The sequence below is a fragment of the Kitasatospora sp. NPDC058965 genome, from assembly GCF_042741245.1.
GTDB lineage: Bacteria > Actinomycetota > Actinomycetes > Streptomycetales > Streptomycetaceae > Kitasatospora.
The window spans coordinates 29,460-43,529 of record NZ_JBHYKG010000030.1; the positions used below are offsets into that span (position 1 = coordinate 29,460).

At 73.2% G+C, this 14,070-nt stretch carries 16 protein-coding genes and 1 pseudogene; 8 read left to right on the plus strand and 9 right to left on the minus strand.

All coding sequences use genetic code 11. The features are described 5' to 3' along the window. Window positions 1-861, plus strand: an 861-nt coding sequence (locus ACFW1A_RS08045; protein ID WP_380406065.1) for a transporter substrate-binding domain-containing protein, incomplete at its 5' end; no start/stop codon positions are given. A 297-nt stretch (window positions 862-1,158) separates the two neighbouring features. Here ACFW1A_RS08045 and ACFW1A_RS08050 read toward each other — a convergent pair. Further along, entirely contained in the window at window positions 1,159-2,379 is a 1,221-nt protein-coding gene (locus ACFW1A_RS08050) for an RNA-guided endonuclease InsQ/TnpB family protein (RefSeq protein WP_380406068.1), read from the minus strand. Window positions 2,380-2,832: 453 nt separating this feature from the next. Between ACFW1A_RS08050 and ACFW1A_RS08055 the strand changes: the two genes are divergently transcribed. Further along, a complete protein-coding gene (locus tag ACFW1A_RS08055; RefSeq protein ID WP_380406071.1) occupies window positions 2,833-3,600 on the plus strand; it encodes a ferritin-like domain-containing protein in 768 nt (255 codons plus the stop codon). Between the two features lie 63 nt (window positions 3,601-3,663). Here the strand turns inward: ACFW1A_RS08055 and ACFW1A_RS08060 are convergent. From ACFW1A_RS08060 to ACFW1A_RS08070, 3 genes and pseudogenes are all read right to left on the minus strand, one after another. Further along, window positions 3,664-4,286, minus strand: a pseudogene (locus ACFW1A_RS08060) (histidine phosphatase family protein). A 130-nt stretch (window positions 4,287-4,416) separates the two neighbouring features. Continuing rightward, on the minus strand, window positions 4,417-4,650 hold the full coding sequence (locus tag ACFW1A_RS08065; protein WP_380406074.1) for a hypothetical protein: 234 nt from the start codon (window positions 4,648-4,650) through the stop codon (window positions 4,417-4,419). Next, window positions 4,647-5,210 carry a hypothetical protein gene (locus ACFW1A_RS08070; protein ID WP_380406076.1) on the minus strand — a complete coding sequence of 188 codons (564 nt, stop codon included), beginning with the start codon at window positions 5,208-5,210 and terminating at the stop codon, window positions 4,647-4,649. The genes ACFW1A_RS08065 and ACFW1A_RS08070 overlap by 4 nt, the downstream gene beginning before the upstream one ends. A 161-nt stretch (window positions 5,211-5,371) precedes the next feature. Between ACFW1A_RS08070 and ACFW1A_RS08075 the strand changes: the two genes are divergently transcribed. Together ACFW1A_RS08075 and ACFW1A_RS08080 are read left to right on the plus strand one after the other, a co-directional pair. Next, complete coding sequence (locus ACFW1A_RS08075; RefSeq protein WP_380406079.1) at window positions 5,372-6,517, plus strand: FAD-dependent oxidoreductase; 1,146 nt, start codon at window positions 5,372-5,374, stop codon at window positions 6,515-6,517. Between the two features lie 9 nt (window positions 6,518-6,526). Next, window positions 6,527-7,210, plus strand: a complete 684-nt coding sequence (locus ACFW1A_RS08080) for a TetR/AcrR family transcriptional regulator (protein ID WP_380406081.1) — start codon at window positions 6,527-6,529, stop codon at window positions 7,208-7,210. Between the two features lie 127 nt (window positions 7,211-7,337). Here ACFW1A_RS08080 and ACFW1A_RS08085 read toward each other — a convergent pair whose 3' ends face one another. Together ACFW1A_RS08085 and ACFW1A_RS08090 are read right to left on the minus strand one after the other, a co-directional pair. Then, window positions 7,338-8,330 carry a S41 family peptidase gene (locus tag ACFW1A_RS08085; RefSeq protein ID WP_380406084.1) on the minus strand — a complete coding sequence of 331 codons (993 nt, stop codon included), beginning with the start codon at window positions 8,328-8,330 and terminating at the stop codon, window positions 7,338-7,340. A 118-nt stretch (window positions 8,331-8,448) separates the two neighbouring features. Beyond that, a complete protein-coding gene (locus tag ACFW1A_RS08090) occupies window positions 8,449-8,901 on the minus strand; it encodes a MarR family winged helix-turn-helix transcriptional regulator (RefSeq protein WP_380406087.1) in 453 nt (150 codons plus the stop codon). 54 nt (window positions 8,902-8,955) lie between these two features. Between ACFW1A_RS08090 and ACFW1A_RS08095 the strand changes: the two genes are divergently transcribed. Then, on the plus strand, window positions 8,956-9,837 hold the full coding sequence (locus tag ACFW1A_RS08095) for an alpha/beta fold hydrolase (RefSeq protein WP_380406090.1): 882 nt from the start codon (window positions 8,956-8,958) through the stop codon (window positions 9,835-9,837). Window positions 9,838-9,861: 24 nt separating this feature from the next. On the opposite strand, the gene ACFW1A_RS08100 is transcribed toward ACFW1A_RS08095, so the two are convergent. Beyond that, window positions 9,862-10,716, minus strand: a complete 855-nt coding sequence (locus tag ACFW1A_RS08100) for a DUF4253 domain-containing protein (protein ID WP_380406093.1) — start codon at window positions 10,714-10,716, stop codon at window positions 9,862-9,864. A gap of 164 nt (window positions 10,717-10,880) precedes the next feature. Here ACFW1A_RS08100 and ACFW1A_RS08105 point away from each other — a divergent pair, with 164 nt between their 5' ends. From ACFW1A_RS08105 to ACFW1A_RS08115, 3 genes are all read left to right on the plus strand, one after another. Then, the gene (locus ACFW1A_RS08105) at window positions 10,881-11,252 is read left to right on the plus strand and encodes a hypothetical protein (RefSeq protein ID WP_380406096.1); all 372 of its coding nucleotides are present in this window, start codon (window positions 10,881-10,883) and stop codon (window positions 11,250-11,252) included. Then, on the plus strand, window positions 11,252-11,683 hold the full coding sequence (locus ACFW1A_RS08110; protein ID WP_380406098.1) for an ArsR/SmtB family transcription factor: 432 nt from the start codon (window positions 11,252-11,254) through the stop codon (window positions 11,681-11,683). Before ACFW1A_RS08105 ends, ACFW1A_RS08110 begins: the two co-directional genes overlap by 1 nt. A 194-nt stretch (window positions 11,684-11,877) precedes the next feature. Continuing rightward, a complete protein-coding gene (locus tag ACFW1A_RS08115; RefSeq protein ID WP_380406101.1) occupies window positions 11,878-12,861 on the plus strand; it encodes an aldo/keto reductase in 984 nt (327 codons plus the stop codon). A gap of 67 nt (window positions 12,862-12,928) precedes the next feature. Here ACFW1A_RS08115 and ACFW1A_RS08120 read toward each other — a convergent pair whose 3' ends face one another. After that, window positions 12,929-13,516: a TlpA family protein disulfide reductase gene (locus ACFW1A_RS08120; protein ID WP_380406105.1), complete on the minus strand. Its 588-nt coding sequence runs from the start codon at window positions 13,514-13,516 to the stop codon at window positions 12,929-12,931. Between the two features lie 174 nt (window positions 13,517-13,690). After that, window positions 13,691-13,909, minus strand: coding sequence for a hypothetical protein (locus tag ACFW1A_RS08125; protein WP_380406108.1), 219 nt, complete (start codon window positions 13,907-13,909; stop codon window positions 13,691-13,693). Window positions 13,910-14,070 lie beyond the last annotated feature (161 nt).

A 14,070-nucleotide genomic window follows, 5' to 3' on the forward strand; every position in this document is an offset into this window, starting at 1 on the left:
GCCTCCCCGACGGCGAGCCCGTCCGCGTCCCCGAGTGCCAGTGCGTCGCCGCCCGCGCCGAGCGCCCTGCCCTCCGGCGCCCGGGTCACCGTGGGGTTCAAGAACGACCAGCCGAACGTGAGTCAGTTGTCGCCCGGGACGGACGTACCGACCGGCTTCGAGCCGACCCTGACCAACTCGGTGCTGCACGGCCTGCTCGGCTACCAGATCACGTACTCGCCGATCTCGGTCTCCAGTTGGCAGAAGAAGCTGGACGACCGCACGATCCAGCTGGCCGTCTCGGCGATCTCCTACACGAGTGAGCGCCAGAAGTCGTACATCTTCGCCGGACCGTACCTGAAGACCAACCTCGGCGTCCTGGTCAGCAAGGACAGCACGCTGACCGCGGCCCAGGTCTCCACCCTGCACGGTCTGTCGGTCTGCTACGAGAACGACACGACCGCCGCCAAGGCGGTCGACCAACTGGCCGTCCCGGGCAGCGGGATCAACAAGCTCGGCCGGTCCACCGCGGCGGACTGCCTGAAGGACCTGCAGCAGAACCCGGACGAGGTCTTCGTCTCCGACGGCATCATCCTGCGCGGTCTGAGCATCTCCAGCCAGGGCGCCGACTACCGGTTCATCCCCTCCAGCCTGGTGTCGGAGCCCCAGGAGTACGTCATCGCGCTGCGTCCGGACGAAGTCGCGGAGTGCCTGGCCATTGACAAGGCCCTGGGCAGCTACCTCAGCTCCCCGACGAGCTGGTACAACGACTTCCAGGGCTGGTTCGTGGACAAGGCCGGCAGCCAGGCCGACTACGAGAACGAGTACAAGCCCGCCGCGGTGAAGCCCGAGTGGTGCACCCCGAGCAGCAGCCAGGGGTAGCGGAGCCCGTACGGGCCCCGGCGCGGCACCGGGCCACGGCCGGCGGGCCGGGCCCGACAGCCGGACGCCGACCGCTGCAGCACAGCGGTCGGCGTCGGTTCAGCGTGGTGCGGCGGGGACCCACCGGGCGGCGTCGGGCCGCCCGCCGGGGTCAGTGCCAGTAGTGGTCCGGCCAGGTCCCGCACGGCCACTGGATCACGTGGGCGCCGGTGGCGGTGCTGGCGCCCGGGATGGCCAGGCACTGGCCGCTGTTGTCGTTGTTGACTTCCTCCCCTTGCCCGAAGGAGGGGATTCCCCTCAGCCTCGCGGCCGAGCCGCCGCGCGTGTGCGTTGCGGTGGGACGACTTCCTGCTTCACCGACGACTGCCCGCCCGGAATGCTCCGTTGAGGTCTTGCACCGTCTCCACAGGCAGTAACCGCCAGCCCGGCGGCCAGAATGTTCTTCGCCGCGTTCACGTCCCGGTCGTGGACCGCACCGCAGTCGCACGTCCACTCGCGGACGCTCAGCGGCATCGTGTTGCGGATGCTGCCGCAGGCCGAGCACCGTTTGGAGCTGGGGAACCACCGGTCGACGGTGATCAGCTCACGGCCGTACCAGCCGGTCTTGTACTCCAGCATGGTTCGCAGTTCGCTCCAGCTCGCGTCCGAGATTGCCCGGGACAGCTTGCCGTTCTTGAGCATGGTGCGGACCGTCAGGTCCTCGATCACGACCACTTGGTTCTCGTGGACGAGTCGAGTAGTGAGCTTGTGCAGGAAGTCCCGGCGCTGGTCGGCGATCCTCGCGTGGACGCGGGCTACCTTCCTGCGCGCCTTCTCGCGATTGTTCGAGCCCTTGGCCTTGCGGGCGAGCTCCCGCTGGGCCCTGGCCAGCCGGTCCCGGTCACGGCGCTCGTGCTTCGGATTGATGACCTGCTCTCCCGTGGAGAGCGTCACCAGGCTGATGATCCCGACGTCAATGCCCACCGCCGCATGGACGGGCGCAGGCATCGACGGGTGGTCGTCACACAGGAGGGAGATGAACCAGCGCCCGGCTGCGTCCTGTGACACGGTCACGGTGGACGGCGACTGCCCCTGCGGGAGCGGCCGGGACCACACGATGTCCAACGGATCGGCCATTTTCGCCAGCGTGAGGTGCCCGTCCCGATACCGGAACGCGGACGCTGTGTACTCGGCGGACTTGCGGGACTTCTTCCTGGACTTGAACGTCGGGTACTTCGCCCGCTTGCGCCAGAAGTTGGCGAACGCTCCCTGCAAGTGCCGCAGCGCCTGCTGCAGGGGCACGCAGGAGACCTCGCCCAGGAATGCCAGTTCCTCGCTCTTCTTCCATGCCGTCAGCATCGCTGACGTCGCGTTGTAGCCCACCCGCTCTCGGCGTATCGTCCAGGCTTCAGACCGGGCTGCCAATGCTTTGTTGTACACGAATCTCACGCAGCCGAAGGTGCGCGCCAGTTCAGCCGCTTGCGCATCGGTCGGGTAGAAGCGGAACTTGAAAGCCCGTTTCACCTGACTGGTCGTCATGCGCACAATCTAGCGCGACCATCTGCAGGTTCCAAATCTGCGGGTCGGTGTACAGCGGTCGGCCCGCAGAGAATTGCGGCCTGTTTCCCTGCCTGTAGGAGGTCTGACTCTTTTCCCGGCCATGGCCGCGGCTATTCATGGAGGTGTCTGCCAACCATGGCCGCTATGGCCTGCCGGTCCGCTTTGGGAGGAACCATCTGGCTGAGCGTTCCGCCTGGACGCTCGACCAGGTCGGGTGCCTGGTGTGAGGGGGGTTCGGCCTTGTCTCGAACGTCGGCCTGGACTGAACGCGTTCAGAACATCTATTTGAACGCGTTCAGGTCTGCGCTACTGTGATCGTCGAAGGGCGGGACGCACCAGCGTCGGCGCGTGCCCTGTGGGGCCGTGATGCCGTGCGCCGTGGTGCCGTGCCCGGCCGGTTCCCCGCCTCGGACACTGGAGCAGGGGAGTGGCATGACCGTGGACGGATTCGCCGACTGGCTCGTGGAGTTCCGTGCCGAGGCCGTGCGCCGGGCCGAGGCGGGGGAGCCGGACTGGTCGGCGGGCGCGCGACTGCCCGAGGCCGTGGTGGCGAGCCTGCAGCGCTTCCAGGTCGGCGAGGACGGTGACGGGCGGAACCTGATCGCCAAGGCCGACCAGGCCGGCGATGCCGAGTACGCCGCCGCCGTGCGCCTGTTCATCGCCGAGGAGCAGAACCACGCCCGCCTGCTGGCCCGGCTGCTGGCCGCCGCGGGCGCGCCGCTGCTGGACGGGCACTGGAGCGACCGGGCCTTCGTTGCGGTGCGCCGGCTGCTCGGGCTCCGGCTGGAGCTGATGGTGCTGCTGACCGCGGAGTTCGTCGCGGTCACCTACTACCGTGCGGTGCGTGACGGGGTCCGCGACCCGTTGACGAGTCAGGTGGCGGGCCGGATCCTGGCGGACGAGCGGCGGCACATCCCGTTCCACTGCCGGCGACTGCGCCGGTCGATCGCCGAACTGCCCGCCGTCCTGCAGCCGGTGGCGGTGGCCGGCTGGTGCGCCCTGCTGCTGGGGGCCACGCTGTTCGTCGCCGTCGACCACGGCCGGGCGCTGCGGTCGCTCGGAATGCGGCGGGCGCGGTTCGTCGCCGAGGTCACGCGCGCATCGGCGGAGGTGGTGGCGGACCTGCTCGGGCGGCGCGGGACCGCGGTGGTGGGCGCCGTACCGCGGCGTGCGGCCGCCGCCCGCGTGCCGCAGCACTGAGGCCCCGTCGGGGCGGTCGGCACCGTCCCGGGCCGGGCGCCGGCGGCCGCTGGCGCCCGCGCCTCACACCCGCAGCTCGGGCGGGAACCCCGTCCAGCACAGCTCGGTGGGCAGGTGCCGGACGTCGTTGTGGACGAGCACCGAGGACGGCCGCCCCGGGGCGTAGCGGATGACGGTCAGTGCCGCGTTGCCCTGGTTGAGGCCGAGCCAGCGCCAGGGCGGGGCGTCGGTGGCGTGGCGGACCAGCCAGCCGATCAGGAAGGCGTGGGTGACGACGAGTTCGTGCCGGTCCTGGTCGCCGGGAACGGGTCCGGTGAACCGCGCCACCGCCTCGCGCGCCAGCGCCGGCCCGTGCTCGCGCTCCTCGGGGTGGTGCGGGAGAGGAAGTGCAGCAGGTGGTCGGCGCAGTCGGCGGGCAGTTCGGCGCGGTCGGGGACGTGCGGGACGTAGTCGCCGGCGCAGTCCGCGGCCGCCACCGGGGCACCGTGCAGGTGGGCGGCGATCAGTGCGGCGGTCTGCGCGGCCCGGGGGAGCGGTCCGTGGTGCACCGCGGCGATCGGGCGGCCGGCCAACCGGCGGCCGAGCAGGTCGGCCTGGCGGCGTCCGTTCGCCGAGAGCCCGCTCTCGTCCGGCAACGCCTCGCCGTGGCGCACCAGGTAGAGGTAGCGGGTGGCCGTACTCGTCATGTGCTGCACTCCTCCGTGATCCACGGCGACCTCGTGCGTCGCCGTGGGGTGGACGGTGCCTGCGGTTCGTGCGGTTCCGTCCTGTGCCGTCAGTCGCCGGCGCCCCGCGGCTCCGCCTCGGCGTCCACCATCAGTCGCCCGCGCCCCGCGGCTTCTCCTCGCCGTCCGCCGCCCGCGGGTTCGACCAGCGGCGGATGAGCACGCTGTTCACTGCGATCATCGGGCCCATGGCGACGAACGCGTACCGTGCGGGGACGAGTGCGATCGCCCCGGCCGCCACCGCCCCGTTGGCGAGCAGCAGGACGACCAGCCGTCCCCGGCTGCCGCGTGCCAGGAACCACCTGGCAAGCCCGACGAGCGTCACGCGTCGTGGCCTAAGGTCGGCCCGTGCCCGGTCCGGGTCGGGGTGAGGGAGTCCGCGAAGGCGGTGAGCGCCGCGAAGTCGTCCGCCCGCAGCCCGATGCGCGGGTCGACGTGGTGGAGCAGGGCCGGTGCCGGGTGGCGGGCGGAGACGTGGGTGTGGTCGGCGTCGCCCTGTTCGTCGTCCACCCAGGCGAACGGTCGGCCGGCGGCGTGGGCCAGCAGCGGGTCCGTCTTCCAGTGCACGCCGTCCGGCCGCTCGGTCAGCAGGGCGTCGCCGAAGTCGACGAACGGCAGCTCGGGCAGGCCGAGGACGGGGGCGATCCACCGGTTGGCGTCGTCCATCCAACTGGTGGCCCAGCAGAGCTCGTAGTCGAGCGCCAGCAGTGCCGGTCCGTGGGCGGGGTCGAGCCAGAGCCTGAGCGGGCGCCGACGGCCCGCGCCGGAGGCGTCGGGCCGCTCGGGGATCCGGAGCGTGGTGTAGCCGGCCGGTCGCCGCTCGGGTTTGGCCGCGTACGGGTTGAGCGGCCCGTCGACGTCGAGGAACAGCACTGGTCGACTCATGGTGCCCCCACCCCCTGGATTCCTTCGGCGGCGGCAGCCTATCGGCCGGCCGCGGTCCGGGGGGTCACGGCGGGCGGCCTCGTCGAGCATGACGAACTTGTTCGTCACGAACATGTTCGTTACGCTCGACAGGGAAGCCACGACGACCGAAGGAGCCGGCCATGACCACCACCACGCCCCACTACCCGCTCGCGATCCTCGGCGGCGGCCTCGGCGGGCTGACCCTCGCCCGGGTGCTGCACGTGCACGGGCTGGACGCCGCCGTGTTCGACCTCGAACCCTCCGCCGCGGCCCGCACCCAGGGCGGGATGCTCGACATCCACGAGGAGTCCGGCCAGCAGGCGCTGCGCGCCGCCGGCCTGCACGAGCAGTTCGAGCAGCTGATCCACCCGGGCGGCCAGGCCGTGCGCCTGCTCGGCCCGGACGGCACCGTGCACCACGCCGAGGAGGACGACGGGACCGGCGGCCGCCCCGAGGTCGACCGCGGCGCCCTGCGCGCCCTGCTGCTGGGCTCGCTGCCCGCCGGTACCGTCCACTGGGGCCGCAAGGCCACCGCCGTCACGCCGCTGGCCGGCGGGCGGCACCGGGTGGACTTCGCCGACGGCAGCGCGCTCACCACCGACCTGCTGATCGGCGCGGACGGCGCCTGGTCGAAGGTGCGCCCGCTGCTCTCCGACGCCGTGCCCGCCTACACCGGCATCTCCTTCGTCGAGGCGGACCTGCACGACGCGCCGGCCCGTCACCCCCGTGCCACCGACCTGATCGGCGGCGGCTTCTTCCTCGCCCTCGGTGGCGGCTGCGGCTTCCTCGCCCACCGCGAGCCGGACGGCAGCATCCACGTCTACGCCGCGGTCAAGGCCCCCGAGGAGTGGGCGGCCGGGTTGGCCGGCGCTCCGCTGCGCACCGCCGCGCTCGACGCCTTCGCCGGCTGGAGCGAGGAGCTGCGCGCGCTGCTCTCCGACGCCGACGGCGAACTGACGCTGCGCCGGATCCACGCGCTGCCGGTGGGCCACCGCTGGGCGCACACCCCGGGCGTGACGCTGCTCGGTGACGCGGCGCACCTGATGTCCCCGTTCGCCGGCGAGGGCGCCAACCTGGCGATGCAGGACGGCGCGGAGCTGGCCCTCGCCCTGCTGGCGCACCCGGGCGACCCGGCGGCGGCGCTGGTCGCCCACGAGGAGGCGATGTTCGAGCGGGCCGCGGCGGCCGCGGCGGAGTCGGCCGGCAGCCTGGAGACGATGTTCGGGCCGGCCCCGGTCCCCGCGCTGCTGGACCTGTTCGCGCCGGGCGCCGCCGCCGCTCGATAGGTTGGACCCGTGGAGAGCACCGAACCGAGGCCGCGCAGCCGCCGCGAACGTCCCGCCAAACCCGCCCTCACCCACCGCGGCATCGTCGACGCGGCGGTGCGGCTGATGGAGGCCGAAGGGCTGCAGCGGGTCACCATGCGCCGGCTCGCCCAGGAGCTGGACACCGGCCCGGCCTCGCTGTACGTCTACGTCGCGAACACGGCGGAGCTGCACGCCGCGATCCTGGAGCACCACCTCGGCACCGTGGACCTGACGCCCGCCGCCGAGCAGGCGGGCGACTGGCGCGCGCGGCTCGGCGCGGTGCTGGTCTCCTACACCCGGGTGCTGTTCCGGCACCCCGCGCTGGCGCACTCGGCGCTACTGGCCCGCCCGGCCGGGCCGCACTACCTGGCGCTGGTCGAGACGGTGCTCACCCTGCTGCACGAGGGCGGGGTGCCGCGGGCGCAGGCGGCCTGGGGCGTGGACGTGCTGCTCCAGACGGCGACCGCCACGGCCGCCGAGCACTCGGCCCGCACCGGCGCGGCGGCCGACGCGGAGCACACCGCGATGGTCCGGGCCCTGCAGCAGGCCGACCCGGTCCGTTACCCGCGGATCACCGAGGCCGCGGACGACCTGGTGTCCGGCCGCCCCGAGGACCGCCTCGCCTGGACCTTCCGCGCGCTGATCAACGGGGTGGCCCGGACCGGCAGGTGACGGCGGGTCCGGCGCAACGGGCCGGCGGCACGGGCCCGCCGCACGCGTGCTGAGACCCCGGCAGCGGGCCTCCGCCGTCCGCCGGCCGGCCGGCGTCAGACCGGCTGCCCGTCAGAGGGGCTGCGGATCAGATCGGCTGCCCGTCGGCGACCGGCTCGGCGACGCCGTCGAGCAGGCGCTGGGCCTCGGCCGCGGAGGGGGTGCCGGCGCCGCGACGGACCACGTCGGCCAGCGCGGCCCGGTGCGCCACCCCGAGCGCCTCGGCGGGGTCGGTCTCGATGTCGGGGGTGATGCCGACGCCCTCCCAGTTGGTGCCGGTGACCGGGTTGATCGAGCGCGAGACCGGGATGGTGGCCTCCAGGTGGGGGTGCAGGGTGAAGCCCTGGCGCGGGTTGGCGCCGCCGCCGCTGCGCTCGCCGACCACCACGGCGCGGCCCTGCTGCTGCAGGTCGTAGGCCATCGCCTCGGCGCCGGAGAAGGTCCGCTTGCTGATCAGCAGGTACAGCGGCTTCTCGCCGCCGAACCGCGGACCGGGCACGTGCACCGGGCTCCACAGCTGGCGGTACTCGCCGTCCTCGCGGTCGTACAGGGTGGTCAGGTGGGTGGGCTCGTCGAGCAGGTAGCCGCTCAGGTGGGCGACCGCCTCCGGGTGGCCGCCCACGCAGGCGCGCAGGTCGATGATCAGCGCCTCGGCCCGGGCGACCAGGGCGAAGCCGGCCGTCAGCGGCTCGACGGCCAGGCCCAGCGGGAAGATGATCGGCGCGAGCTCCAGCCGGGCCACGCCGCCGCCGAGCCGCTCGACCAGCGGGACCCCGCCGAGCGAGAGGTCGGCCTCGCGGTGGAGCTCGGCCAGCACGGCACCGTCCTCGGTGTCCGGCACCGCCTCCCGGTGGAACTTCAGCCGCAGGTGCCGGTCCGCGTTGACCGACTGCAGGTCCTCGGTGACCAGGCTGCCCAGCGCCTCGGGGTCCTCCGCGCGGTGGTAGCGGCCGTCGGCCAGCCGGTCGGTGAGCAGTTCGGCGAGCTGCTCGCCGATCTCGGGGAAGACGTACTTCTCACGGGTCAGGCGAGCCGCCTCGGTGACGATCCCGTTGATCTCGGCAGGCTGAAGCGCGGTCATGAAGCTGTTCTCCCCGTGATGTGACGATCATTCGAATGCGGAGAGCGTAGAGCACCCGGTGCGCCGCGGGGGAGGGGCCCGGGGTCCTGATCTGCGAGGGCCGTGCGCCGGACCGGATTCAGCCGTCGGCTGCGAGCTCCTCGAGGTACGAGAGCACCACGGCCAGCTCGGCCTCGGTCCGCTTGGCGTTGAGGCGCCGGAGCTGGTCCACCTTGCCGGTGTAGTGCTGCGCGATCTCGGCCGCCTTCGCCCCGACCACCTCGACGGCGGTCTTGCGGCGGTCGTGCGGGACGCTGCTGCGCACGACGTAGCCGCCCTGCTCCAGCCGGTCGAGGACCCGGGTGGTGGTGCTGGCCGGCAGGCCGGTCCGGGTGGCCACCTCGGTCGGCGTCATCGGCCCGCCGTTGCGCGAGATGACGGCGAAGGTCTGCAGGTCGACCGTGCTGAGTCCGAGTGCCTTGGCGACCCCCTCGTTGAACAGGACCGCCTGACTGATCAGCACCTCCCACAGGCCCGCCATGCGCGCGACGGACGCGTCGAGGGACTCGGGTCGGGTTGAAAGCTGCTCCATGCTGCCCCATAGTACGTACTACCGAAGTGGAAATATACCGGAACGGAAGAACATATGCTCTCCAGCGCACCGGCGGTCGATCACACCGTATCCAGCGACGGCACCAGGATCGGCTTCGAGCGACTCGGCAGCGGCCCGGCCCTCGTCCTGGTCCAGGGCGCGATGGGGACCGCGTACTCGTTCCGCGAGCTGGCCGAGGCGCTCGCCGACGCGTTCACCGTCGTCGTCCCGGACCGCCGCGGCCGCGGGCTGAGCCCGCGGCCGTACAGCCCCGACTACACGCCCGACGACGACGTCCGCGACCTCGACGCCGTGCTCCGGGCCACCGGCGCGCACCACGTGTTCGGCCTCAGCTCGGGTGCCGACATCGCCCTCAAAGCGGCCCTGGCGCTGCCGCGGCTGACCAGGCTGGCCCTCTACGAGCCGGCCGTCTTCCCCGACGGCCTCCCCCGCGGCGGCCTCGCACGCTTCGACGCCTACGCCGAGGCCGGCGACCTGGCCGGGATGCTGGTGGCGGGCATGAAGATGGCCGAGTTCGGTCCGGCCCTGCTGCGCGCCGTGCCGGACCGGCTGGTCAAGCGCGCGGTCGGCGGCATCATGAAGCAGGAGGCGAAGCAGGGCACCGGCGGCTACGCCCCGATGGCGGACCTCGCCCGGGCCTTCCCGTACGACGTCGCCGTCGTGAGGTCCATGGACGGCTCGCTCCCGACGTTCGGCACCCTCACCCAGCCCGTCCTGCTGCTCGGCGGCAGCAAGAGCCCGGCCTACCTGGCCCGCACCCTCGACCGGCTGGAGCAGGTCGTCCCCGACGTCCGGCGCGTCGAACTCGCCGGCCTCGACCACGCCGCCGCCTGGAACGTCGACCGGCGGCGCAATCCGCACGGCGACCCGCGGGCCGTGGCCGACCGGCTCAAGGCGTTCTTCCTCGCCGGGTAGAGGGGCGGGGCTGCGCGCCTGGCGTCAGTCCCACCACAATGCCCACAGGTCCTCGTCGACCAGGTCGTCGGCGTACTCGGCCAGCGTCTCGGCATCGCCCTGCAGGATGTTGTCCGGACACAGGGCGAGGTGCTCGGCCGCGATCAGCAGGGCGCTGTCCGGGCTGGTGGGCGGGGCCGCCACGCTGAGGTAGAGGGTGTCGAAGCCGGCGCCGACCACCTGGGCCCCGAACCGGTGCTCCCAGCTGCGGAGGACACTGGCGATCTTCCCGGTGTCCGCCTCGTGGTTCAGCGGTCCGCTCCACCCGCAGGTCGCCAGCGCCTGCGCGCCGTCGGTGGCCGGGACGAGCCCGATCCGCATCCCGGGCCGGGCCCGCAGCAGTTGGGTCGCGACCGAGCGCGCCGTCGCGTCGGGGTCGCCGCCCCCGGTCGGGGCGGGCGCGAGACCGGGCCAGACGGGGCCGAAGGGCGCCACGAGTTCCTGCCGTTCCTCGGCCTCCTCCGGATCGTCGGTCTCCCACGCGGCCACCTCCGCCCACCAGTCCTTCAGCAGCACGGCGGCATCGTGCTCGTCGGCGGAGGACATGTCCTGCGGAGACAACTCCTGCGACTGCCAGGGGCGGAAGGCCGGGGTGTCGTCGAGGCCGAGCAGGAGCAGTGGCCACAGGCCGGTCCGGTGCCGCTCGCTGTGCAGCGCCGCCCAGAGCCCCGCGGTCGCCGGTCCGTCGCTCAGCCACAGGACGGGCGGCGCGTCGCCGTCGGCCGCACGGGACCCGACGAGGCGACCCGCCGGCAGCGGGGTCGTCAGGGGGAGTTCACCCGCGGCCGCGGCGGCGAGGAGGTGCTGGGGGTCGGTGTGCGGGAGCTGAGGATCGATCACGGAGCAACCGTAGGTCCGCGCACCGACAGTGCGGGCAGCTGTCCGGCCCGGGTCACGCCACAACCCGCCACGGGGGCACGCATCCTAGGGCTTGTGGTTCGTCGAGTTGCAGGTTTTTGAAATTCCCGTTTTTCCGGCCGGGTGGGAGTTCTACCGTCTCGGGCATGGCAGAGACAGAGATTGCACTGAAGGAAGCCATGACGATCGAGGGCGCCCTGGGAGTGGCGCTGGTCGACTACGGCAGTGGGATGGCGCTGGGGGTGATGGGCGGCGGGCGCGACCTGGACCTCGCGGTCGCCGCGGCGGGCAACACCGATCTGGTGCGGGCCAAGATGCGCACGATGGAGATGCTCGGGCTGGACGACGGGATCGAGGACGTGCTGGTCACGCTGAGCGGTCAGTACCACCTGATCCGCCCGCTGACGTCGCGGACCGGCAAGGGGCTGTTCCTGTACCTGGCGCTGGACCGCGGGCGGGCCAACCTGGCGATGGCGCGGCACCGGCTGAAGCGCATCGAGAGCTCGTTGGAGGTCTGATGCGTCGTCCGTTGTACGAGGTGAAGGCGGAGTTCTTCCGGATGCTGGGCCATCCGGTGCGGATCCGGGTGCTGGAGCTGCTGCAGGGCGGGCCGCTGCCGGTGCGCAGTCTGCTGGCGGACCTGGGGATCGAGGCATCGAGCCTGTCCCAGCAGTTGGGGGTGCTCAAGCGCGCGGGCATCGTGGTGTCCACTCGTGAGCGCGGCACGGTGCTGTACAGCCTGGCCGGTGCGGACGTGTCGGAGCTGCTCAGGTCGGCCCGCCGGATCCTCACCGTGCTGCTGAGCGATCGCGAGGAGGTGCTCGCGCAACTGCGGGACGCCGAGGACGGCGCCGGCCTCAGCGTGGTGGCGGCGCTGGAGGGTGTCGAGGCGGAGGGTCTCGAACCGGACGAGGACCGGGCCGCCCGGCCGCAGGACCGGGCCGGCTGACGGCTGCGGCCGGGCGGTCGTCCGACGGTGGAGGCCGCGCCCGCGGCGGGCGGCCTCCACCGTCCGGGGCGGCGCGGTGCGGGCAGACGGCGCGGCGCAGGCAGGCGGCGTGATGCGGACCCGCGGGGCGGTGCGGACACGCGGGGCGGAGGGGCTCCGCGGCGCCCGCCCGGCCGGGATGGGACGATCGCCGCATGGAACAGCGCGTACTCGGCCGTACCGGCCGTCCGGTCTCCGTCGTCGGCCTCGGCACCTGGCAGCTCGGTGCCGACTGGGGAGAGGTCCGCGAGAGCGACGCCCTCGCCGTCCTGGACGCCGCCGTGGAGGCGGGCGTCACCTTCTTCGACACCGCCGACGTGTACGGCGACGGCCGCAGCGAGCGGTTGATCGGACGCTTCCTGAAGGACCGTCCGGACAGCGACCTGTTCGTCGCCACCAAGTTCGGCCGCCGGGTCGAGCAGCGGCCGGAGCACTACACCCTCGCCAACTTCCGCTCCTGGGCCGACCGTTCCCGCGAGAACCTGGGCACGGACCGGCTCGACCTGGTGCAGCTGCACTGCCCGCCCACCCCCGTCTACTCCTCCGACGAGGTCTTCGACGCGCTCGACACCCTGGTGGACGAGGAGCGGATCGCCGCGTACGGGGTCAGCGTCGAGACCTGCGCGGAAGCGCTGACCGCCCTCGCCCGGCCGGGCGTGGCGAGCGTGCAGATCATCCTGAACGCATTCCGGCTCAAGCCGCTGGAGCAGGTCCTGCCCGCCGCGCAGCAGGCGGGGGTGGGCATCATCGCCCGCGTCCCGCTGGCCTCCGGCCTGCTCAGCGGCCGGTACACCGCGCAGACGACGTTCGCGGCCGAGGACCACCGCAACTACAACCGGCAGGGGGAGGCCTTCGACCAGGGCGAGACCTTCTCCGGCGTGGACTACGCCACCGGTGTCGAGGCGGCCGCCGCGTTCGCGGGCCTCGCCCCCGAGGGCGCCACCGCGGCGCAGACGGCACTGCGCTGGATCATCCAGCAGCCCGGCGTCAGCACGGTGATCCCCGGCGCCCGCAACCCCGCCCAGGCCCGCGACAACGCGAGCGCAGCGGCCCTGGCACCGCTGCCGGAGAGCACGCTCGCGGCGGTGCGGGCGCTGTACGACGACCGGCTCCGGGCGCAGGTGCACCCCCGCTGGTGACGCCGACCGCCCGCCTGCTGGTGACGCCGGCCGCCCGCCCGCTGGTGACGCCGGCCGGCGGGCGGCCTCAGTGCTCCGCCAGCAGTGGCGAGATCAGCGCGTCCAGGTCGTCCACCGACACCGCCTTCATCGCCCGCGCGGCGAGCCGGCCCTGCCGGTCGACGACCAGGGTGGTCGGAAGGGCCTCCGGATTCAGCGAGCCCTTGGGGAACTTGAGGATCTGGGTGCCGTCCGGATCGAAGATGCTCGGGTAGCCGATCCCGTGGCCGGACTCGAACTGCTCGGCGTTGGTCACGTCGGTGTCCCGGGTGTTGATCCCGAGGAACTGGACCCCCTGGTCCCGGTACTTCTCGAAGGCCAGCTCCAGGCCCTTCGCCTCGGCCCGGCAGGCCGAGCACCAGGAGCCCCAGAGGTTGACCACGACGACCTTCCCGGCGAACCCCTGCAACGAGACCGGCCGGCCCTCCAGATCGTTCCCGCTGATCGCCGGCGCGGGCCGACGGCCCGCCGGGGGCACGGTGTCGAGCCCGCCGCTCCCGCTGACGAACGCGGCCTGCGCGTCGCCGCCGGGCTCGGTGCCGCACCCGGCGAGGGTGAGGACGGTGGTCACGGCGGCGAGGAGCGCGGCCGTACGGAAGCGGTGGGTACCGGGCACCCGGTCAGTCTCGCACGGCAGTTCAGGGCCACCGGGGCGAGGGTGCGCGCGCCGGTCGGCCGGCCCCGCCCTGCTCCGCACGGGCCCCTCCGGCGGGCCCGAGCGCCCTCCCGGAGCGCCGTGCGGCGAGCCGTCCCCGCTCGTGCGGGGGCGTCCCCGGCCGCAACTGCGGTGTCACCAACCGGCGATGCGCGCGACGGCGAACCCGGCGCAGCTGACCACCATGAGCGCGATCACGGCCAGCGGTATCCAACTGGGCCAGGCGGTGTGGAGTTCGACGGATTCCGGGATCGAGATGCCGTGGCAGGTCGACGCCTCGCACTCGGGTGTCTCGGTGGGGGTGGGGGCGGGCACTGTCGGCAGCGGGGATTCGCTGGGCCGGGCGGCAGGCATGGTGGCCTCCTGCGAGGGGCGCGGCGGTCGGCCGGCCCCGGCCGGAGCCGGTGACCGGACCGCCCGCCCGGTCGGGTCCAAGCCTCCCAGCGTGCGCCGCCCCGCGCGCCCCCGCACCGGCGCAGCGGGTGGGCCGCGTCACCGCGAGCGCGGCGGCGGTC

Bases quoted from the DNA above. Each gene is read 5' to 3' on its own strand.
- ACFW1A_RS08055 (WP_380406071.1), top strand. From the start codon at position 2,833: ATGACCGTGGACGGATTCGCCGACTGGCTCGTGGAGTTCCGTGCCGAG.
- ACFW1A_RS08085 (WP_380406084.1), bottom strand. From the start codon at position 8,330: ATGACCGCGCTTCAGCCTGCCGAGATCAACGGGATCGTCACCGAGGCG.
- ACFW1A_RS08105 (WP_380406096.1), top strand. From the start codon at position 10,881: ATGGCAGAGACAGAGATTGCACTGAAGGAAGCCATGACGATCGAGGGC.
- ACFW1A_RS08050 (WP_380406068.1), bottom strand. From the start codon at position 2,379: ATGACGACCAGTCAGGTGAAACGGGCTTTCAAGTTCCGCTTCTACCCG.
- ACFW1A_RS08090 (WP_380406087.1), bottom strand. From the start codon at position 8,901: ATGGAGCAGCTTTCAACCCGACCCGAGTCCCTCGACGCGTCCGTCGCG.
- ACFW1A_RS08115 (WP_380406101.1), top strand. From the start codon at position 11,878: ATGGAACAGCGCGTACTCGGCCGTACCGGCCGTCCGGTCTCCGTCGTC.
- ACFW1A_RS08075 (WP_380406079.1), top strand. From the start codon at position 5,372: ATGACCACCACCACGCCCCACTACCCGCTCGCGATCCTCGGCGGCGGC.
- ACFW1A_RS08125 (WP_380406108.1), bottom strand. From the start codon at position 13,909: ATGCCTGCCGCCCGGCCCAGCGAATCCCCGCTGCCGACAGTGCCCGCC.
- ACFW1A_RS08095 (WP_380406090.1), top strand. From the start codon at position 8,956: ATGCTCTCCAGCGCACCGGCGGTCGATCACACCGTATCCAGCGACGGC.
- ACFW1A_RS08110 (WP_380406098.1), top strand. From the start codon at position 11,252: ATGCGTCGTCCGTTGTACGAGGTGAAGGCGGAGTTCTTCCGGATGCTG.
- ACFW1A_RS08070 (WP_380406076.1), bottom strand. From the start codon at position 5,210: ATGAGTCGACCAGTGCTGTTCCTCGACGTCGACGGGCCGCTCAACCCG.